Raw genomic sequence first — 19,450 nt, forward strand, 5'->3', positions numbered from 1 at the left:
TTGCGGTCAACAGGGCGGGAGGCCGGCGAGGCGTGGCTAACGCGGCAGAGCACGGTGGTGCGAACGGACATGCCGGGGTCATAGGCGGTAGCGGCAGGCTGGGGGCGGCACGGCTCCTCCTGTGGGCACTGGCCGGTGTCCTCGCCGTCAGACAGGCCGCCGCCGTGCTGCGGGTGCCGCCGGGCGAATGGCTGGACGGGTTCCGGCTCCCCAGCGGCTTTCCCGGCTCGCTGTACGACGGCGGCCAGTTCACCGGGACCCCCTTCGCCGGGCTGGTCCTGAAGCCGTTCCTCGGTCTCGCGGCGCCCTCCCTGGAGGTGGCCTGGACCTGCGTGACGCTGCTGTTCGTCGCCGCCGTCGGGCTGGTCGCCGCGCGCGGCCTGCCCGACCCGGTGCCGCGGCGCACCGCGCTCCTCGCGGCGCCCGTGCTGGTCGCCCTGATGATGGTGTCGCTGCCGGTCCGCGAGGCCGCCTCGCCGGGCCAGACCGCCGTCCTGCCCGTGCTGCTGGTGCTCCTGGCCGTGTTCCGGGTGCCCGGCGAGCGCCCGGCCGGGTTCCTCGTGGGCCTCGCCGCCGCGTTCCAGCCGGCCCTGCTGCTCTTCGCGCCGCTGCTGTGGCTGACCGGCCGCCGCCCCACCGCCAAGGCCGCCGCCGTGACCTTCGCCGCGGCCACCGCCCTGTCCTGGGCGGCCCTGCCGCGCGACTCCTGGACGTACTGGGTCCACCACCTGGCCGGCACCGGCCTGGGCGGCGCCCCCGACGGCCTCGCCAACCAGTCCGTGCACGGCGCGCTGCTGCGGCTCGGCCTGAGCGGCCCCGCCGAGATCATCCTGTACGTGGCCCTCGCGGCCGGGATCGGCTGGATCGGCCTGCGCCGCGCCGCCCGCTACGCCCGCGACGGCCAGCTGCTCCTCGCCGTCGCCGTCACCGGCTGCGTGGCCGTCGCCGTGGCGCCGACCGGCTGGCGCCACCAGCTGCTGTGGGTGCTGCTCGCGGTGGCCGGCAAGGTCGGCACGCGTGCGGCGGACCGGCCCGTGTGGCCGGTGGCCGTGGTGCTCGCCATGAGCCTGCCCGCCGACGTGCTGCTGCCCAACCTGGCCGTACTGGCCCCCGTACGGGACAACGTGCTGCTGCTCGCCGCGCTGGCGGCGGCCTGCGCCGTGCCGTTCCTGCCGCGCTCCTCGCCGTACTGGCGCGAGCCCGTCCCGACGGCGTACGGCCGGCCGGCGGCCGCCCGGTGGTCGCGGGTGCCGCTGATGCCGTTCTGGCGGCGCGTGCTGTCGCGCCCCAACCTGTTGCTGGAGCTGCTGCTGATACGGGTGGGGTACTCCCTCTACTCGCACATCCGGGCCGCCGCGCCCACCAGCCGCAGCCTCGCCGAGGGTCACGGGAGCCAGATCCACGCCGTTGAGCGGGCGCTGGGCATCGACATCGAGCGCGCCGTGAACCACGCCGTGGTGAACACGCCCTGGCTGGAGAAGTTCTTCAACTTCTACTACACGTCTTTCCACTTCGTGGTGCCGCTGACGATCCTCGCGGTGCTGTACTGGCGCAGGCCGGGCGACTACCGCTGGGCCCGCGCCTCCCTGGGCCTGGCCACCGTCCTCGCGCTCATCGGCTTCTGGCTGTACCCGCTGGCGCCGCCGCGGCTGATGCCCGGCCTCGGCTTCATCGACACCGTGCACGGACCGCAGGACCTCGCCCATCCCCAGTACGGGGCGATGACCGCGATCTCCAACCAGTACGCGGCGATGCCCTCGCTGCACTTCGGCTGGTCGCTGTGGTGCGGGATCGTGATCGTCACGCTCGCGCCGAAGGGCTGGCAGAAGCTGCTCGGGGCGCTGCACCCGCTGATCACTGTGTGCGCGATCGTCGCCACCGCCAACCACTGGGTGCTCGACGCGGTCGGCGGCGCGGCCGTCGTGACCGCCGGGTTCGGGCTGGTCTACGTACTGTCGGGGCCGCGCGGGGCCGCCCTGCCGGCCGGGCTGAGGGTTCCGCGGCCGCGCGAGCCGGAGCGGGTGGCCGCCACCTCGCGTACGCGGGCGTAGGGCAGGCGGGGAGCGGGCGCGACGAAGGGGTGCCGGGAGGGTCTCGTACCCGTCCCGGCACCCCTTCGACGGATCGCCGCGTCCTGTCAGGATCCGCCGGGTGAGGCCGGCGCGCCACTCGGGCGCGATCGGGGCCCGGCGGCCGTACGGATCGGGGGCCGCCGGTCGCGTACGGATCGCGCGGCGTCCCGTACGGGTCAGGCGGCCGGGTCCGGGGCCTCGGACAGTCCCGCCACGACGAGGGCGACCGCCGCCTGCGCGGTGTCGGCCTCGCCGATCACGCGCTTGTGGGTCGGGCTCAGGACGCGGAACCGGCCGTCGCGCAGCGGCTCGACCGCCGGCGCCGCCACCTCGAAGGGGTGGCTGGTGCGGGCGCTGAACCACAGGGTGAAGTGGCTGGTGAACGGGTAGAGCCGGCGCAGTGACGGTTCTGCGGAGGCGGCGTCGATGAGCGCGAGCACGCCCCGGCTCAGGACCGGGGAACCGCCCCGTTCGTGCATCAGCCGCCATGTCGTCGGCAGGCGCTGCCAGCGCGCTTCCACGCAGTCGGCAGGCCCGCTTGCCTGAAGGTTCATCCGCGCAGTCTGACGGCAGCCCGCCCCCGGGACAATGCCCCGGACGTGAAGGAACGCGAGGGAACCCGAAGGAACGCGAAGGACGGGGCGCGGCCGGGCCCGAGGGCTGCGGCGGGACCCGCCGGGTCGCGGACGGCAGGGGCCGGGGCGTGGGAGGAGCGGCCCCTGCCGTCGTGGACCACGGGCCGGCCGTCAACCGTGGCTGACCCGAAGCTCCTTGATGCCGTTGAGCCAGGCGGCGCGCAGCCGCCGCGGCTGCGGCCCGGCGAGCCGCAGGTCGGGCAGCGAGTCGGCCAGCGCGTTGAAGATCAGGTCGATCTCCATGATGGCCAGGGACTTGCCGAGGCAGAAGTGCGGTCCGCCGCCGCCGAAGCCCAGGTGCGGGTTGGGGTCGCGGGTGATGTCGAAGCGGTCGGGGTCGGTGAACACCTCGGGGTCGTGGTTGGCGGAGGAGTAGAACAGGCCCACCCGGTCGCCGGCCTTGATCTTCTGCCCGCCCAGCTCGGTGTCCTTGGTGGCGGTGCGCTGGAAGGAGACCACCGGGGTCGCCCAGCGGACGATCTCCTCGGCGGCCGTGGCCGGCCGGGTCGCCTTGTACAGCTCCCACTGCTCGGGGTGGGTCAGGAAGGCGTGCATGCCGTGGCTGATGGCGTTGCGCGTGGTCTCGTTGCCCGCGACCGCGAGCAGCAGCACGAAGAAGCCGAACTCGTCGGAGCCCAGGTTGCCCTGGCCCTCGGCCGCCACGAGCTGCGTGACGATGTCCTTGGCCGGGCACTCCTTGCGGGCGGCGGACAGGTTCATGGCGTAGCCGATGAGTTCGACGGCCGCGTTGGACCCGACTTCCTCGGTGATCGCGTACTCGGGGTCGTCGTAGGCGATCATCTTGTTCGACCAGTCGAAGATGCGCAGCCGGTCCTCCTGCGGTACGCCGATCAGTTCGGCGATGGCCTGGAGCGGGAGCTCGCACGCGACCTGCGTGACGAAGTCGAAGCTGCCGTCGGCCGATGCGGCCAGCGCCTCGGCGACGATCTTCCGGGCCCGGTCGCGCAGGGCGCCCTCCAGTCCGCGGATGGCCCGCGGGGTGAAGCCGCGCTGCACGATCTGCCGTACGCGGGTGTGTTCCGGCGGGTCCATGTTCAGCATGATCAGGCGCTGGGCATCTATCTGTTCGCGCTGGATGTGCTCGTTGAAGCGGATGATCGCCGTGTTGGTGGTCGAGGAGAACAACTCGGGGTGCGTGGAGACGTACTTGACGTCCGCGTGCCGCGTCACGACCCAGTAGCCGTCGTCGTCGAAGCCGGTGACGCCGCGTCGCTGGGGGCACCACCACACGGGTGCGGTCTGCCTCAGCTGGGCGAACTCGGGGAAGGGGACGCGGTCCTGGAGCAGGTCGGGATCGGTGGCGTCGAAGCCTTCGGGCAGCGCGGGACACGACATCGGGCGACTCCAAAGTCTGACGGCCCATCAGAAGTTGGCTTGAAGGTAGTAACGAGTTCTAGAAGTGACAAGGGTCCTCGCGTCAACTGTTGCGTGTGGAATCCGTGTAAGGCGCGTGCAAGACCCTTGCGTGCCGGGGTTGCAGGTCATAAGACTGCGGGGAGAACTAGAACGCGTACTAGTTCGGGCGGGGCGCCGGGACGGCCCGCCGCGCCGGCACAGTGCAGGAGAGGACGAGCTCATGGCCGCGGAACCCGTCATCGTCGAAGCCGTACGCACCCCCATCGGCAAGCGCGGGGGAGCGCTCGCCAACCTCCATCCTGCCTACCTGCTCGGCGAGACGTACCGCGAACTCCTCGCCCGGACCGGAATCCAGCCCGACTGCGTCGAGCAGATCGTCGGCGGCACCGTCACCCACGCGGGCGAGCAGTCCATGAACCCGGCGCGCAACGCCTGGCTCGCCATGGGCCTGCCGTACGAGACCGCCGCGACCACCGTGGACTGCCAGTGCGGCAGCTCCCAGCAGGCCAACCACATGGTCGCCAACATGATCTCCGGCGGGGTCATGGACATCGGCATCGCGTGCGGCGTCGAGGCGATGAGCCGGGTGCCCCTCGGCTCCGGCTCCAAGCACGGCCCGGGCAAGCCCTTCCCGGACGAGTGGAACGTCGACCTCCCCAACCAGTTCGAGGCCGCCGAGCGGATCGCCCGCCACCGGGGCCTGACCCGCGAGGACGTCGACCGGCTCGGGCTGCTCTCCCAGGAGCGGGCCGCCGCCGCGTGGGCGGAGGAGCGGTTCAAGCGCGAGACCTTCGCCGTCCAGGTCCCGACGACCGAGGAGGAACAGGGCGCCGGGCAGGGCATGTGGCGCCTGGTCGACCGCGACGAGGGCCTGCGGGACACGAGCATGGAGGCGCTGGCCCGGCTCAAGCCGGTCATGCCGACCGCCGTGCACACCGCGGGGAACTCCTCGCAGATATCGGACGGGGCCGCCGCCGTGATGTGGGCCTCGCGCAAGATGGCCCGCGCGCTCAAGCTCAGGCCGCGCGCCCGGATCGTCGCCCAGACCCTGGTGGGCGCCGACCCCCACTACCACCTGGACGGGCCGATCGACGCGACGCGGGCCGTCCTCGGCAAGGCGGGGATGTCCCTCAAGGACATCGACCTCGTCGAGATCAACGAAGCCTTCGCCTCGGTCGTGCTGAGCTGGGCCCGGGTCTTCGACCAGGACCTGGAGAAGGTCAACGTCAACGGCGGCGGCATCGCACTCGGCCACCCCGTCGGCGCGACCGGCGCCCGGCTGATCACCACCGCGCTGCACGAGCTGGAGCGCCGCGACAAGGAATTCGCGCTGATCACCATGTGCGCCGGCGGCGCGCTGGCGACCGGGACGATCATCCAGCGGCTCTAGGCGGCCATGCGGCGGCCGAGGGCGCCTTCGCCGGCGCCGGCCGCACGGACCCTGTGGGATGGGAAACAGAAGGCCCCGGCGGCCGGACCTGGGGAGGTCCGGCCACCGGGGCCTTCGCACTGCTCTCGCGCCGTCTGCTCGCGCCGTCTGCTCGCGCCGTCGGGCTGTCCGCTGGTGGCTTAGTACCAGTGGTGGGTCTGCCAGAAGTTCCAGGCGCCGACGGGGCTGCCGTAGCGGGAGTTCATGTAGTCCAGGCCCCACTTGATCTGGGTGGCGGGGTTGGTCTTCCAGTCGGAGCCGGCGGAGGCCATCTTCGAGGCCGGGAGGGCCTGGACCAGGCCGTAGGCGCCGGAGGAGGCATTCGTGGCGGTGTGGTTCCAGCCGCTCTCGCGGGAAACGATGTTGTTGAAGGCCGCGAACTGCGCCGGGTCCTTGATCATCTGCTGGGCGATCGCCTTGGCGCTCGTCGGGGCCGCCTGGGCGGGGACCGTGGCGAGCATGGTGCCGGCGACGCCCAGGGCGACGATGGAGCCGGCGAGGGTCTTCTTGGAGGCGGCGATGCGGCGGATGACGTGGGACACGGAGGAAACCTTCCGACGGGGACAAGGACGGTCGCGGCATGCCGGGGGCATGCGTGAGCCCTTCACGCGGTGGAGAGGGGTTCGTCGGGCGGGGGCCGTGGTGGCCCGCCGCCGTGGCGACATCACCAGTTAGACAGGCCGGCGGGGCGCTGGCAACGTCCCCCCTTACTAGCGGGCTTCGCAGCGCCCGGCCCCGGATCAGGGCTCCGGGCCGCGGGGGAACGGGGTGGGCGGCCTACTAGAGCCGCTCGTATGTGACGTGGGTCCTATGGGGTGAGTCACGGGCAGGAGGCCCGAATGTCACGTTCCGTTGCGGTCCGCTACGCGAATAGGGCTGTGCGCCAGGCCACCCTCAACGCGAACCGAAGGAAACGGGCGCCTCGAACGCCGCTTTCCGCACCGCCCGCCGCAGCGCCTTCAGCAGCGTGCCGCCGATCGCGAGGGTCAGTACGACGGTCAGCACGGCCCGGCCCAGGTCCCAGCCCAGCGACGTCGCCACGCAGTACGCGGCGAAACGCGCCAGATTCGCGGGGACCGGATCCCCCGGGTGGAACGAGATGCCCTGGCCCATGCCCTGCAGGAGCACCCAGCCCTGCAGGTTCATGATCGTGCCGTACGCGAACGAGCCGGCGAACCCGTACGCCGCCAGCATCAGCAGCTCCGCCCGGCCCCGGAGCCGCTCCGCACCGGGCAGCAGCCCGGCGCCCAGCGAGAACCAGCCCATGGCCAGCATCTGGAACGGCATCCACGGCCCGACCCCGCCCGTGAGCAGGGCGGACGCGAACATCGTGACCGAGCCGAGGACGAAGCCGAAGCCGGGACCGAGGACGCGGCCGCTGAGCACCATCAGGAAGAACATCGGCTCCAGGCCGGCCGTGCCGGCGCCCAGCGGCCGCAGGGCCGCACCGACCGCGGCGAGCACGCCGAGCATCGCCACGGCCTTCGCGTCCATGCCCTGGTCCGCGATGGTCGCGACGACCACGGCGACGAGGAGGGGGAGCAGCCCGGCGAAGAGCCAGGGGGCGTCCTGGGAGTGGGCGAGGCCGGACTGGCGGTCGGCGAGGAGGGGCCAGCCGAAGGCCGCGATGCCGATGAGGGTGACGAGGAGCAGCGCGGCGGCGGCGCGGGGGCCGATGCGCAGGGGGCGGGCGCTCATGGCGTGACCTCGGCCCGGGGCGTGGCCTCGCTTCGGGAGGCGGCCTCGGCTTCCGGGGCGGTCTGGGCCCGGGGTGTCGCTTCGGTCAGGGCCTTCGCGACCTGGGTCACCGTGAGCCAGTGGGCCGGGGCCAGGATCTTGGCCACCTGCGGTGCGAACGCGGGGGAGGACACGACGACCTCGGCGGTCGGGCCGTCCGCGACGATCTCACCGCCGGCCAGGATCACGACCCGGTGGGCCAGCTCGGCGGCGAGCTCCACGTCGTGGGTGGCGAGGACGATCGCGTGCCCGTCGGCGGCCAGCGCCCGCAAGATCTCGATCAGCCGGGCCTTTGCCGCGTAGTCCAGACCGCGGGTCGGCTCGTCGAGCAGGAGCAGGGCGGGCCGGCCGGTGAGTACGAGCGCCAGGGCCAGGGCCAGGCGCTGCCCCTCGGAGAGGTCCCGGGGATGGGTGTCGTCGGGGACGTCGGGGAGCAGGGAGGAGACCAGCTCCCGGCAGGTGCCGGGGGCCGCGCCGGCGTCGGAGTCGGCGGCGGAGCACTCGGCGGCCACGGTGTCGGCGTAGAGGAGGTCGCGGGGCTCCTGGGGGACGAGGCCGACGCGGCGGACCATCTCCTGCGGTGCGGTGCGGTGGGGGGTGCGGCCGCCGACGGTCACGGTGCCGGTGGTGGGGGCGAGCGTGCCGACGAGGGTGGCGAGAAGGGTGGACTTGCCGGCCCCGTTGCGGCCCATGAGGGCGATGGTCTCGCCCGCCGCGACGGAGAGGCCGATGCCGTGGAGGACCTCGGCGCGGCCGCGGCGGAGGGACAGGGCGGAGATCCGCGCCACCGGTTCGGCCGGGGCGCTGCCGGCGCCGGTGTCGTGCGCGGGGCCGGGGGCCGGCTCGCTCCGGCGGAGCAGGCGCGCCAGGAGGCCGGGGCGGGGTGCGGGGCCGCTGTGCGGGGCCTTCTCCCCGCCCCGCCCCGTCCCGGAACCGGGGGCTTCGCCCCCGGACCCCGACTCGCCCGCACCCGCCGGCGCCGTAGCGGCCGCCGGCGTCGGGTGGGGCGGGGGTGCGGGGAGGCGGGTCAGGAGGGGTGGGGCCTGGCGGCGGGCGTCGCGGATCGACAGGGGGAGGGGGGACCAGCCCGCCAGGCGGCCCAGGGCCACCACCGGGGGGTGGACGGGGGAGACGGCCATGATCTCGGACGGGCTGCCGAGGACGGGGGCCGCGCCCGGGGACGGGAGGAGGAGCACCTGGTCCGCGTACTGGACCACCCGCTCCAGGCGGTGTTCCGCCAGCAGGACCGTCGTGCCCAGGTCGTGCACCAGCCGCTGAAGGACCGCGAGCACCTCCTCGGCGGCGGCCGGGTCCAGGGCCGAGGTGGGCTCGTCCAGGACCAGGACCTTCGGGTGCGGGGTCAGGACCGAGCCGATCGCGACCCGCTGCTGCTGGCCCCCGGACAGGGAGGCGATGGGGCGGTCGCGCAGTTCGTTCAGGCCGAGCAGGTCCAGGGTCTCCTCGACGCGGCGGCGCATGACGGCCGGGGCCAGGCCGAGCGATTCCATCCCGTACGCCAGCTCGTCCTCGACCACGTCCGTCACGAAGTGGGCGAGCGGGTCCTGACCGACCGTGCCCACCACGTCGGCGAGCTCGCGCGGCTTGTGCGTACGGGTGTCGCGGCCGTCGACCGTGACGCGGCCCCGCAGCGTGCCCCCGGTGAAGTGCGGGACCAGGCCGCAGACGGCGCCGAGGAGGGTGGACTTGCCGACGCCCGACGGGCCGACCAGGAGCGTGAGCTCGCCCTCCGGGATCGCCAGGTCCACATCGCGGAGACTGGGCCGCGCCGCGCCGTCGTACGTGACCGACACCTGCTCGAAGCGGATCACTGCGCTGACTCCTTCGGAGGCACGGGGGCGACGAACGCCGGGAGCAGGCCGATCAGGATCGCCGCCGCCGGCCACAGGGGCAGGGCCGGGGCGACCAGCGGGACGACACCGGGCTGCAGGGCGGCCGGGTCGAGCGACCCGGCGCGGATCAGGGCGGCGGCGACCGCCGCACCCGACCCGGCGACCACCCACGCGCGCCACCCCCACCGGTCGGGCCGGTAGCGGGTCCGGATGCTGCGCCGCCCGCCGAGGCGCAGGCCGGCCAGTGCCAGAGCGAGCCCGATCGCGAGGACCGGCAGACCGTACGCGGCGCCCTCGGCGGCGAGCAGCCCGTACGTGCCGGCGCACATGCCGAGCAGGCCGCCCAGGGTGAGGGCGTTGGTGGTGTGCCGGACGGCTGGCGGGACCTGGGCGGTACGGCCGTAGCCGCGCGCGTCCATCGAGGCGGCGACGGCGACGGAGCGCTCCAGCGCGCCCTCCAGGACGGGCAGGCCGATCTGGACGACGGCCTTGACGCCGCCGGTGGGGCGCCCGCGCAGGCGGCGGGCGGTGCGCAGGCGGGCGACGTCGGCGACCATGTTCGGCGCGAAGGTCATGGCGACGACGACGGCGACCCCGGCCTCGTAGAGGGCGGCCGGGAGGGACTTCAGCAGCCGCGCCGGGTTGGCGAGGGCGTTGGCCGCGCCGACGCAGACGAGGAGGGTGGCCAGCTTGGCGCCGTCGTAGAAGGCGAAGACGAGCTGCTCGGCGCTGACGCGCCCGCCGAGGCGGATCCCCTGGGCCGCCCAGTCGGGCAGCGGCACCTCGGGGAGGGTGAACAGGACGTGCGCGCCGGGGATCGGGGATCCGAGCAGCACGGAGAAGAGGAGCCGGAGCCCGATGACGAAGAGGCCGAGCCGCAGGAACGCGCCGTAGGAACGCGCCCAGGGGGCGGCGGTCCGGCGGGCGGCCACGACGTAGCCGGCCACGCCGGCGATCAGGCCCAGGAGCAGCGGGTTGGTGGTGCGCGAGGCGGCGGTGGCCAGGCCGAGCGCCCAGAGCCACCACGCCCCCGCGTGCAGGGCGTTGCCCCGGCGGGCCCGCGGAGCCGCCAGCCGGAGCACCCGGCTCTTCTCGTACGCCGGCCCCGGCCCGGGACCACCCGCCCCGGCCGGCCCGGGCCCGGGCCGTGTCACGTTTTCGTCCGCGGGCCGGCGGGGGCGGACCGTGCCCGCACCGCCCGCCGTGGCCGGCCCAAGGCCGCCGTACCCGCCGGCGCCACCGGCGCGGGGGGAGTTCCCGGCCCCGCGCACACCGGCCACCGCCGCGTCCGCCGGCTCCGGCGGGCGGGGGGACTCGGGTGAGGCGGGGGTGGTGGGGGGTGTCATCGGCGGCGGCGGGACTGCCAGACCGCGGCCGCGGCCAGGGCGGCCACCGCCGCCAGGCCGACCAGCAGGGAGGTCGACGGGCCGCCGTCGGCGGGCTCGGCCTGCGCCGAAGGCTTCGGCGCCGCATCCGCCCGCGGCTTCTCCTGCGCGTCCGCGATCGGTTCGCCGCAGCCCTGCTTCGGGTAGCCCGAGACCGCGCACAGCAGCGCGGCGCTGTTGTAGCGGAGCGGCTTGGCGGCCTGCGCCAGGGCCTCGGCCGCCGTGGCGTCCGGGGCGACCTGGGCGCAGGCCGTGCGCGGGGCGTCCTGCGGCGGGGCGTCGCCCGCCGGGGCGTCCTGCGGGATGCCGAAGTCCACGACCACCGCGATCCGCTTGCGGCCCTCCACGGCCGCGGTGTCCCCGCAGACCGCCGCGAAATCGGCCGCCGCGCGCGGCTTCGCCGCCTCGGCCGCCGCGTCCTGGCTCACCGAGAAGCGGAAGCCCAGGGCCGAGCCGTCCGCCGGGCGGGCCGTCGAGGGGCCCTGGGTGGCGTACTGCCACTGGCCTCCCGAGCCCTCCCAGAACGACCAGTAGCGGTAGCCCGCCGCCAGGGCCGGGGAGGACGCCAGGAGGGTGAGGAGGATGCCGAACGCGAGGACCAGCGGGATCGGGCCGCGGCGCATCAGAGCTGGTTCTTCTTCCGGCGGCCGCTCAGCAGGACGCCGATGCCCATGCCGGCCGCCAGGCCCGCGCCCACGATCCACCAGACGTTCGAGTCGCTGCCCTCGTCGTTCGCGTCCGACTTGGGCTCCGCCGTCGTGGCGGTCTGCGGGGCCGGGCCCGTCGCGTTCAGGGCCGTCACCAGGTCGGTGCCGCCGAACGACTTCGGGTCCGCGCCCGTCGCGTGCGCGGCCAGGACCAGGGTGCCCAGGGCCGCCGGGCTGTCCTTGGCCCACTCCGCCGAGTTCGTCTTCAGCCACTCCAGCGCGCCCGCCGCCGACTGCTTGTGCCCGGCCGCGGCCAGGGCGATCACCGCGTCGGCGGTGTTGCCGGTGTCCGCGGTCGGCTGGTCCGCGCCCGGGGTGACGGCCGTGAGGTGGCCGTCCTTCTTCAGGGTCTCGGCCAGGTAGCCGGCCGCGCCCTGCGCCGCGGCCGCCGGGTCGGCGGCGCCCGCCGGGCAGGCCAGTGCGGCCGCGGGGGTGTCCGTGGCGGAGGGGGCGACGACCGAGCCCTGACCCAGGCCGGCCAGGACGGCGGCGGCCGTGGCGTCGGCGTTGGCCGCGAGCTTGCCGTCCGGCGCCGGCTGGTACCCGAAGGCGCCCCGGTCGGCGGCCGGCTCGGCGGCGCAGCCCAGCTGGAAGGCGAGCAGGCCCTCGTACGCGGACTTCCCGGCCTTCGACTTCACCTCGGCCGGCTTCTCGCCCGCCACCACCAGCGCGCTGATGACGATGGAGGTGGAGTTGCCCTCGCTGGGGGTGCCGGGGACGAAGGCCCAGCCGCCGTCCTCGTTCTGGACGGACTTCAGCCAGTCCACGGCCTTCTTCACGGCCGCGTCCCGGCCGCCCGTCGCCTTCAGCGCCTGCACGGCCACCGCGGTGGCGTTCGTGTCGAACATCGTCTTGTCGTCGCAGGCGGTGGCCGCGTCCGCGCGGAAGGAGGCGAAGCCGCCGTTCGCGCACTGCTGCCCGGCCAGCCAGTCGACGGCCTCCTTGGCCGGCTTCACGCCGACCGTGTTCTGGGCCAGCAGCGCGAAGGACTGCCGCCACACGCCGTCGTACGTCGGGTCCTTCTTGCCGTAGAGGCCGGAGGGGATCACCGGGGCCGCCGGGGTGGAGGGGGAGGGCGCGGCGAGGGCTGCGGGGGCGGCGCCCACGCAGAGCACGGCGGAGGCGGCGAGCGCGGCGGCGCTGCGTCGGACGTTCATGGGGGCGGGTGCCTCTCGTGCTGGGGAGCAGGAGAGCAGGCCCGCACAGGGCACCGGGCTCCGGCTCCGTTTACCTCGACGGTGCCGGCCGCCGGGGACTCCGGCGGCGCGAGCCGCGCACCTCGCGTACGGGGCAGTCCGGCTCCCCGCCCGGCAGGGGCCTGGGCGGGTCACGGTTGCGGGTCAGCGCCGGAATCGCACCGGCTTCCCCCCGTACGGAAGGGTGGACGACGGGTTCACTGTACCGGCCCGTAGCAGCCCGGGAGGGTGGCGTCCGGCCGTAGCGCCCCTTACCCACGGGGCCTGCCGCGTCACAGTGCGCGGTAGGTGACCGGATCGCTGCCCGGGACCGCCTCCGCCCGGCCCTGCTTCACCAGCCGCCGCAGGTGGGCTTCCGCCTCCGAGACGGCGATGTTGCGGGAGCCGTACGGGATCTGCTCCCAGGGCCGGTTCCACTCCATGCGCTCCGCCAGCTCCCACGGGGTCAGCGGCTCGGCCAGCAGCTCACGGAGGCCGGTCAGCCGTTCCTCGTGGTGGTGCAGGAGTTCGCGCACCCGGGCCGGGGCGTCGGTGAAGGCGTGCTGGTGGGCCGGGAGGACCTCGGCCGGGTCGAGGCGGCCGATGCGTTCGAGGGAGTCGAGGTAGTCGCCGAGCGGATCGGTGACCAGCTCGGACGACGGGTCCTCGTAGAGGCCGATGTGCGGGGAGATCCCGGGCAGCAGGTGGTCCCCGGAGAAGAGGCGGCCGTTGCCGGGGAGGTTCGCCGGATGCCGCTCCTCCAGGTGCAGGCAGACGTGGCCGGGGGTGTGCCCCGGGGTCCAGATGGCGCGCAGGCGGCGTCCGGCGAGGGGCAGCAGCTCGCCGGGGACGATCTCCCGGTCGGGGACCGCGGCGCGCAGGCCGGGCAGGGTGCGAATGCGGCCGCTCGCGCGGGCGGCCCGCAGGGGGGCGATGTGCTCCTCGGGGGCTCCTGCGGCGGCCAGCTTCCCGCTCATGTAGTCGAACCAGGTGCCGGGCTCGGCGGAGCGGGTCCGTACGACGACCTCGGTGTCGGCGGCGTGCATGGCGATCCAGGCCCCGGAGGCCTCGCGGACCCGGCCGGACAGGCCGTGGTGGTCGGGGTGGTGGTGGGTGATGACCACGCCGTGGACGTCGGCGATCGCGACGCCGAGCGCGCCCAGGCCGGCGACGAGGGTGTCCCAGGACTCCGGGTCGTCCCAGCCGGTGTCGACGAGGACCGGGCCGCGGTCGGTGTCGAGGACGTGGACGAGGGTGTGCCCCAGCGGGTTGTCGGGGATCGGGACCTTGATGCCGCGGACGCCGCCGCCGTGGTCGGTGACGTGGGGGGTGACGGGGGCCGCGGCCGCGGCGGCCGGGGGCGTGGCCCCGGGGCCGGCGGGCGGTGCGGCCTGCGGCGTCGTGTCCTGAGGCGTGTCCTGAGGCATGAGGGCTCCCTGTCTGCGCCCGGCCGCGTCTGCGCCGCCCGGCTCACTCTCACGAGAACGTGTTCCAGTAGTCGCCCAAGTCGACCATCTGCGGGCGGTTCTGACTAGTCGCAACCCCTTGTTGGATCTTCCGGATCGTTCCGTCCTGGCCGTGGACTCCTCGAACTAGAACTGGTATCAGTTCGGGAACGCCAAGCCGCAGGAGGCAGCAGCCATGACCGAGCTCGTGGAACACGGACACCTGTTCATCGGCGGGGAGTGGACGGATCCGCTGGGCAGCGACACGATCGAGATCGTCTCCCCCCACACCGAGCAGGTCATCGGCAGCGTCCCGCACGCCTCCCGCGCGGACGTGGACCGCGCCGTCGCGGTCGCGCGCAAGGCCTTCGACGAGGGGCCCTGGCCCCGGACGTCCCTGGACGAGCGGATCGCCGTCGTCACCCGGATCAAGGACGCGATCGCCGTCCGGCACGAGGAGATCGCCCGGTCGATCAGCTCGCAGAACGGGTCCCCGTACTCCTGGAGCGTCCTCGCGCAGGCACTCGGCCCGATGATGGTCTACGACGCCGCGATCCAGGTCGCACGCGCCTACCCGTACGAGGAGCACCGCCAGGGGGCGCTCGGGCCGATCCTGGTGCGCCGGGAGCCGGTGGGTGTGGTCGCGGCCGTCATCCCGTGGAACGTGCCGCAGTTCGTGGCCGCCGCGAAGCTGGCGCCCGCGCTGCTGACGGGGTCGACGGTGATCCTCAAGCCGTCCCCCGAGTCGCCGCTGGACTCGTACATCCTCGCCGACATCGCCCGCGAGGCCGGGCTGCCGGAGGGGGTGCTGTCGATCCTGCCCGCCGACCGCGAGGTCAGCGAGTACCTGGTCGGCCACCCCGGTGTCGACAAGGTGGCCTTCACCGGCTCGGTCGCGGCCGGCCGGCGCGTGATGGAGGTCGCCGCCCGCAACCTGACGCGGGTCACGCTCGAACTCGGCGGCAAGTCCGCCGCCGTGATCCTGCCGGACGCCGACCTGGAGTCGACCGTCGCCGGCATCGTCCCGGCGGCCTGGATGAACAACGGGCAGGCCTGCGTGGCCCAGACCCGGGTGCTCGCGCCGCGCAGCCGGTACGAGGAGGTCGCCGAGGCGCTCGCGGCCGCGGCCGGAGCGCTGGTGGTCGGCGACCCGCTGGACCCGGCGACGCAGCTCGGGCCGCTGGTGGCCAGGCGGCAGCAGCAGCGGTCGCTGGACTACATCCGGATCGGCCAGGAGGAGGGCGCGAAGGTCCTGGCGGGCGGCGGCCGCCCGGCGGGGCTGGAGCGGGGCTGGTACGTGGAACCGACGCTCTTCGGGGACGTGGACAACTCGATGCGGATCGCCCGTGAGGAGATCTTCGGGCCGGTCGTCTGCCTGATCCCGTACGCGGACGAGTCCGAGGCGGTACGGGTGGCCAACGACTCGGAGTTCGGTCTGAGCGGCAGCGTCTGGACGGGGGACGTCGAGCACGGCATCGACTTCGCCCGGCAGGTGCGGACGGGCACCTTCAACGTGAACACCTTCAGCCTGGACATGCTGGGGCCGTTCGGCGGCTACAAGAACAGCGGTGTGGGGCGGGAGTTCGGGCCCGAGGGGCTGAGCGAGTACCTGGAGCACAAGATGATCCACCTGCCGGCGGGCTACGCGGCGGGTGCGTGAGCGCCGTGGGTGACCGCTGGGTGGTGGAGGTGGACCGGGGGGTCTGCATCGGCTCGGGCATGTGCGTGAACCACGCGCCGGAGGGCTTCGAGCTGGACTCGGCGCGCCAGTCGCATCCGCGGGACCCGGAGACGGACGCGAACGAACCGGTCCTGACGGCGGCGGAGGGCTGCCCGGTGGAGGCCATCCTGATCACGCTGGCCGGGAGCGGGGAGGCGGTGTTCCCGCCGGAGGAGTAGGGGCGGGGCTCGTGGGGGGCTTCGGGGGGCGGGACCCACGCGCTCGGGGTCGGTGGCGTGTCCGGGGGCGTCCCGGCAGTCCACTGTCCTTCCGTGTCGGGCCGGTCCGTCAAGGGCGCTCACTTCGTTCGCGTCGCTGCGCGATGTCGCTGCGCTCCACCCTTGACCGACCGCCCCGCCCCGGAAAGACAACAGACTGCCGGGAAGCCCCCGAAGGAATGGCCGGGAGGATACCGGGCAGGAACGGGCCCTCAGCGATCCTGATCGGCGCCCCCTGCCCACCGGCACACCCAAGGGCCTCGCGATCGGCCTGACCGGACCTCGGCGGGCCGCAACCCGCACCGGATGACGATGAGATGACCATCCCCCACCGGTACGCCTCAGATCGCTACACGCTTCTCCCGATCGGCGTCCGACGACCGTCCGGGGCTGATCGCACACCGCGCGGCGCCCGGTCGACAGGGGTGGGGCGGGGGAGGAGCATGGAGAGGGGAGGTGCGAAGGGGAAGGCGAAACCATGAACGGACCCAGCCGACCGGCTCTCGCCGGAGTCCTCATCGTCTCCTTGGCCGGACTCTTCCCGGCGGCTCATGCCGTGGCGGCCCCGCCGACCCTGGTCACCGCCACCTGCACGGCCGCGGCCGGCCCGTCGAACACCGTGACACTCACGGTCTCCGGGTTCAGCGGTGACCTGCGGGTGACGGAGACGGGCAGCAACGTCTCGAAGATCATCCACAAGGGCACGCCGACCATTTCGAAGCTGCCGCCGGGCAACTACGTAGTCGAGTGGTCCAACGCGCCGACCCCCGCGGAGAGCCAGCGCACCGTATGCGTCGGCGACGGCATGACGACGAACCAAGGGGAGAACCAATACAGCACGGGCTTCCAGCAAGGACTCAAGGACACCCTTGCGACCTGCCAGAAGAACGCGCCGAAGCAGGTCGCACCGGATCCGAACTGGCAGGCCGGCTACGACAAGGGCGCCGCGACCGCACTCGACAGCAAGCGCTGCACCGACTGACGAACCCCACCGCCTACGAAGCCCTCTGACCAGCCCCGGACGGTCGTCGGACGCCAGTCGGGAGAAGTGCGTAGCGATCCGATGCGTTCTTGGGCTTGTCGGCGGGGGACGGTCATCTCATCGTCATCCGGTGCAGGTTGAGGCCCGTCGAGGTCCGGACGGGCCGATCAGGAGGCCTCTGGGGGTGCTGATGGGCAGGAGGCGCCGATCGGCATCGCTGAGGGCCCGTCCCTCTTGCTGAACCTCCCGGCCATTCCTTCGGGGGTTTCCCGGCAGTCTGTTGTCTTTCCGGGGCGGGGCGGTCGGTCAAGGGTGGAGCGAAGCGACATCGCGGAGCGACGCGACCGCAGGGAGCGCCCTTGAGGGACCGCCCCGACACGGAAGGACAGTGGACTGACGGGACGCCCCCGGACACACCACCGACCCCGACTGCGCGAATCCCGCCCCCGAAGCCCCCGACGAGCCCCCGCCGACCCCCCTTTCAGGCCGAATCCGCGGACCCTGCCCCCGACCCCGCCCCCGACCCCGACCCCGGCGCCGTCAGCGTGATCAGGCGGCAGACCGTTTCGATGTCGATCTTGACCTGGGCGATCGAGGCGCGGCCCGAGAGCCAGGTGATCAGCGCCGAGTGCCAGGTGTGCTCGATCACCCGGACCGCCGAGAGCTGCTCCGCCGTCGGCGGGGCCTCCAGGCCCATCGCGTCCAGGATGATCGCCGTGGTCAGCCGGGACACCGTGTCCACCTCGGGGCTCACGCTGCGGTCCGCGAACGTCAGTGCGCGGACCATCGCGTCGGCGAGGTGCGGTTCCCGCTGCAGCGCCCGGAAGGCGCGCATCAGGGTCTCCGCGACCCGGGCGGCCGGGTCCTCGCCCGCCGGGGGGCGTTTGCGGAGTGTCGTGTGCATGTGCTGGAGCTGGTCCTGCATGGTGGCGACGAGCAAGTGCACCTTCGACGGGAAGTACCGGTACAGCGTGCCCAGTGCGACCCCGGCGGCCTCGGCGACCTCCCGCATCTGGACGGCGTCGAAGCCGCCCCGGCTGGCCAGCTGCGCGCTGGCGTGCAGGATCCGGCGGCGGCGCGCCTCCTGGCGCTCCGTCAGGGGAGGGGACGCCGTCATGGCGACGGCTTTCGCATCCGCTGTCATCTGTCCCGTTCCATGGCGTTCCGTGTCGTTGCGGTGCTGACTTCCGGCCTGTTCGCGTCGTGTGTCGACAGGTGATCTGCGGCCAGCATGTCAGGCGTCGAAGCCGTGGCGCGAATCACCTGCTCCGCCTCTTACGGTGTGGTTTCCGGCCGGTAGATTCAATGGTCTTCGACGGATCAAGTCTGAAACTTGTTCTACATTATGCGAGCGGTTACGCTCCGGCGAAAGTGCAGGGAGAAGGGGGCCGAGAGTGACCGCTGAGGCCATGGTGACGAGCCCTTTCGCGGGTTCCGCCACCGACGGCGACCGCCCGTTGCGCATCGCACTCCTCACCTATAAGGGGAACCCGTTCTGCGGCGGTCAGGGCGTCTACGTCCGGCACCTCTCGCGGGAGCTCGTGAAGCTCGGCCACAGCGTCGAGGTCATCGGCGCGCAGCCGTATCCGGTCCTCGACACCGGCGCCACGCTCACCGAGCTGCCGAGCCTGGACCTGTACCGGCACCCCGACCCGTTCCGCACGCCCAAGCGCGACGAGTACCGGGACTGGATCGACGCACTCGAGGTCGCCACCATGTGGACCGGCGGATTCCCCGAGCCGCTGACCTTCTCGCTGCGGGCCCGGCGCCATCTCGCCGCCCGCGCGGGCGAGTTCGACGTCATCCACGACAACCAGACGCTCGGCTACGGCCTGCTCGCCGACCTCGGCGCCCCGCTCGTCACCACCATCCACCACCCCATCACCGTGGACCGGCAGCTGGACCTGGACGCCGCGCAGGACCGCAAGAAGCGGCTCTCCGTCCGCCGCTGGTACGGCTTCACGCGCATGCAGGGGCGCGTCGCCCGCCGGCTGCCCTCCGTGCTGACCGTCTCCGGCTCCTCCAAGCAGGAGATCGCCGAGCACCTGGGCGTGCGCGACGAGCGCATCCACGTCGTCCACATCGGCGCCGACACCGACCTGTGGTCGCCCGACGCGTCCGTGGCCGAGGTGCCCGGACGGATCGTCACCACCTCCAGCGCCGACGTCCCGCTCAAGGGCCTGGTCCACCTCGTCGAGGCACTCGCGAAGCTGCGCACCGAGCAGCCCGACGCCCATCTCGTCGTCGTCGGCAAGCGGGCCGAGAAGGGTCCCGTCGCCCGCGCGATCGAGACGTACGGGCTCCAGGACGCGGTCCGCTTCGTCAAGGGCATCACCGACGCCGAGCTCGTCGACCTGGTGCGCAGCGCGCAGATCGCTTGCGTGCCCTCGCTGTACGAGGGCTTCTCGCTGCCCGCGGCCGAGGCCATGGCCACCGGTACCCCGCTGGTCGCCACCACCGGCGGCGCGATCCCCGAGGTCGCGGGCCCGGACGGCGAGACCTGTCTCGCGGTGCCGCCCGGCGACGCGGGTGCGCTGGCCGCCGCGCTGGGGCGGCTGCTGGGCGACGAGCAGCTGCGGGCCCGCCTCGGCGCGGCCGGACGCGAGCGGGTGCTGTCCCGGTTCACGTGGGCCAGAGCCGCCGAGGGCACCGCCGCGCTCTACCGCGCCGCCGTCGAGCAGGCAGCCCGCAGCCGCCGCGCGCGGTGACCTTCCGCCT

The 19,450-nt window shown here is 73.7% G+C and carries 16 protein-coding genes and 1 riboswitch; of the genes, 6 read left to right on the forward strand and 10 right to left on the reverse strand.

What is annotated here, in order from left to right; genetic code table 11:
- Positions 1-32 precede the first annotated feature (32 nt).
- Positions 33-2,051 carry a bifunctional glycosyltransferase 87/phosphatase PAP2 family protein gene (locus tag ACFY1T_RS06110; RefSeq protein WP_390787152.1) on the forward strand — a complete coding sequence of 673 codons (2,019 nt, stop codon included), beginning with the start codon at positions 33-35 and terminating at the stop codon, positions 2,049-2,051.
- 197 nt (positions 2,052-2,248) lie between these two features.
- On the opposite strand, the gene ACFY1T_RS06115 is transcribed toward ACFY1T_RS06110, so the two are convergent.
- Together ACFY1T_RS06115 and ACFY1T_RS06120 are read right to left on the reverse strand one after the other, a co-directional pair.
- Positions 2,249-2,626, reverse strand: coding sequence for a DUF6193 family natural product biosynthesis protein (locus ACFY1T_RS06115; RefSeq protein WP_390787153.1), 378 nt, complete (start codon positions 2,624-2,626; stop codon positions 2,249-2,251).
- A 192-nt stretch (positions 2,627-2,818) separates the two neighbouring features.
- Complete coding sequence (locus tag ACFY1T_RS06120; protein WP_390787154.1) at positions 2,819-4,063, reverse strand: cytochrome P450; 1,245 nt, start codon at positions 4,061-4,063, stop codon at positions 2,819-2,821.
- A gap of 241 nt (positions 4,064-4,304) precedes the next feature.
- Here ACFY1T_RS06120 and ACFY1T_RS06125 point away from each other — a divergent pair, with 241 nt between their 5' ends.
- Positions 4,305-5,474, forward strand: coding sequence for a steroid 3-ketoacyl-CoA thiolase (locus tag ACFY1T_RS06125; protein ID WP_390787155.1), 1,170 nt, complete (start codon positions 4,305-4,307; stop codon positions 5,472-5,474).
- A gap of 179 nt (positions 5,475-5,653) precedes the next feature.
- On the opposite strand, the gene ACFY1T_RS06130 is transcribed toward ACFY1T_RS06125, so the two are convergent.
- The 7 genes from ACFY1T_RS06130 to ACFY1T_RS06160 all read right to left on the reverse strand — a co-directional run bounded on the left by ACFY1T_RS06130 (position 5,654) and on the right by ACFY1T_RS06160 (position 13,794).
- Positions 5,654-6,106, reverse strand: a complete 453-nt coding sequence (locus ACFY1T_RS06130; RefSeq protein WP_390787156.1) for a transglycosylase SLT domain-containing protein — start codon at positions 6,104-6,106, stop codon at positions 5,654-5,656.
- Between the two features lie 301 nt (positions 6,107-6,407).
- Complete coding sequence (locus ACFY1T_RS06135) at positions 6,408-7,211, reverse strand: ECF transporter S component (RefSeq protein WP_390787157.1); 804 nt, start codon at positions 7,209-7,211, stop codon at positions 6,408-6,410.
- Positions 7,208-9,079 carry an ABC transporter ATP-binding protein gene (locus ACFY1T_RS06140; protein WP_390787158.1) on the reverse strand — a complete coding sequence of 624 codons (1,872 nt, stop codon included), beginning with the start codon at positions 9,077-9,079 and terminating at the stop codon, positions 7,208-7,210. Before ACFY1T_RS06140 ends, ACFY1T_RS06135 begins: the two co-directional genes overlap by 4 nt.
- Positions 9,076-10,182: an energy-coupling factor transporter transmembrane protein EcfT gene (locus ACFY1T_RS06145; RefSeq protein ID WP_390787159.1), complete on the reverse strand. Its 1,107-nt coding sequence runs from the start codon at positions 10,180-10,182 to the stop codon at positions 9,076-9,078. Before ACFY1T_RS06145 ends, ACFY1T_RS06140 begins: the two co-directional genes overlap by 4 nt.
- Positions 10,183-10,442: 260 nt before the next feature.
- Entirely contained in the window at positions 10,443-11,108 is a 666-nt protein-coding gene (locus tag ACFY1T_RS06150) for an SCO2322 family protein (protein WP_390787160.1), read from the reverse strand.
- A complete protein-coding gene (locus ACFY1T_RS06155) occupies positions 11,108-12,349 on the reverse strand; it encodes a prenyltransferase/squalene oxidase repeat-containing protein (RefSeq protein WP_390787161.1) in 1,242 nt (413 codons plus the stop codon). The genes ACFY1T_RS06150 and ACFY1T_RS06155 overlap by 1 nt, the downstream gene beginning before the upstream one ends.
- A 131-nt stretch (positions 12,350-12,480) precedes the next feature.
- A riboswitch (cobalamin riboswitch) is annotated at positions 12,481-12,560 on the reverse strand.
- Positions 12,561-12,660: 100 nt separating this feature from the next.
- A complete protein-coding gene (locus ACFY1T_RS06160; RefSeq protein WP_390787162.1) occupies positions 12,661-13,794 on the reverse strand; it encodes an MBL fold metallo-hydrolase in 1,134 nt (377 codons plus the stop codon).
- A 214-nt stretch (positions 13,795-14,008) separates the two neighbouring features.
- On the opposite strand from ACFY1T_RS06160, the gene ACFY1T_RS06165 reads away from it, so the two are divergent.
- From ACFY1T_RS06165 to ACFY1T_RS06175, 3 genes are all read left to right on the forward strand, one after another.
- Positions 14,009-15,472, forward strand: a complete 1,464-nt coding sequence (locus ACFY1T_RS06165) for an aldehyde dehydrogenase (RefSeq protein ID WP_390787163.1) — start codon at positions 14,009-14,011, stop codon at positions 15,470-15,472.
- A 5-nt stretch (positions 15,473-15,477) separates the two neighbouring features.
- Positions 15,478-15,711: a ferredoxin gene (locus ACFY1T_RS06170; protein ID WP_390787430.1), complete on the forward strand. Its 234-nt coding sequence runs from the start codon at positions 15,478-15,480 to the stop codon at positions 15,709-15,711.
- 517 nt (positions 15,712-16,228) lie between these two features.
- Positions 16,229-16,732, forward strand: a complete 504-nt coding sequence (locus ACFY1T_RS06175) for a hypothetical protein (protein ID WP_390787164.1) — start codon at positions 16,229-16,231, stop codon at positions 16,730-16,732.
- Between the two features lie 481 nt (positions 16,733-17,213).
- Here the strand turns inward: ACFY1T_RS06175 and ACFY1T_RS06180 are convergent, their stop codons facing one another.
- Positions 17,214-17,876, reverse strand: coding sequence for a TetR family transcriptional regulator (locus ACFY1T_RS06180; protein ID WP_390787165.1), 663 nt, complete (start codon positions 17,874-17,876; stop codon positions 17,214-17,216).
- 250 nt (positions 17,877-18,126) lie between these two features.
- On the opposite strand from ACFY1T_RS06180, the gene ACFY1T_RS06185 reads away from it, so the two are divergent.
- Positions 18,127-19,440: a glycosyltransferase family 4 protein gene (locus ACFY1T_RS06185; RefSeq protein WP_390787166.1), complete on the forward strand. Its 1,314-nt coding sequence runs from the start codon at positions 18,127-18,129 to the stop codon at positions 19,438-19,440.
- Positions 19,441-19,450: the final 10 nt, after the last annotated feature.

Source organism: Streptomyces sp. NPDC001194 (genome assembly GCF_042896985.1).
Taxonomy (GTDB): Bacteria; Actinomycetota; Actinomycetes; order Streptomycetales; family Streptomycetaceae; genus Streptomyces.

Bases quoted from the DNA above. Each gene is read 5' to 3' on its own strand.
- ACFY1T_RS06115 (WP_390787153.1), bottom strand. From the start codon at position 2,626: ATGAACCTTCAGGCAAGCGGGCCTGCCGACTGCGTGGAAGCGCGCTGG.
- ACFY1T_RS06120 (WP_390787154.1), bottom strand. From the start codon at position 4,063: ATGTCGTGTCCCGCGCTGCCCGAAGGCTTCGACGCCACCGATCCCGAC.
- ACFY1T_RS06125 (WP_390787155.1), top strand. From the start codon at position 4,305: ATGGCCGCGGAACCCGTCATCGTCGAAGCCGTACGCACCCCCATCGGC.
- ACFY1T_RS06130 (WP_390787156.1), bottom strand. From the start codon at position 6,106: ATGCCCCCGGCATGCCGCGACCGTCCTTGTCCCCGTCGGAAGGTTTCC.
- ACFY1T_RS06135 (WP_390787157.1), bottom strand. From the start codon at position 7,211: ATGAGCGCCCGCCCCCTGCGCATCGGCCCCCGCGCCGCCGCCGCGCTG.
- ACFY1T_RS06150 (WP_390787160.1), bottom strand. From the start codon at position 11,108: ATGCGCCGCGGCCCGATCCCGCTGGTCCTCGCGTTCGGCATCCTCCTC.
- ACFY1T_RS06155 (WP_390787161.1), bottom strand. From the start codon at position 12,349: ATGAACGTCCGACGCAGCGCCGCCGCGCTCGCCGCCTCCGCCGTGCTC.
- ACFY1T_RS06160 (WP_390787162.1), bottom strand. From the start codon at position 13,794: ATGCCTCAGGACACGCCTCAGGACACGACGCCGCAGGCCGCACCGCCC.
- ACFY1T_RS06165 (WP_390787163.1), top strand. From the start codon at position 14,009: ATGACCGAGCTCGTGGAACACGGACACCTGTTCATCGGCGGGGAGTGG.
- ACFY1T_RS06175 (WP_390787164.1), top strand. From the start codon at position 16,229: ATGAACGGACCCAGCCGACCGGCTCTCGCCGGAGTCCTCATCGTCTCC.
- ACFY1T_RS06180 (WP_390787165.1), bottom strand. From the start codon at position 17,876: ATGACAGCGGATGCGAAAGCCGTCGCCATGACGGCGTCCCCTCCCCTG.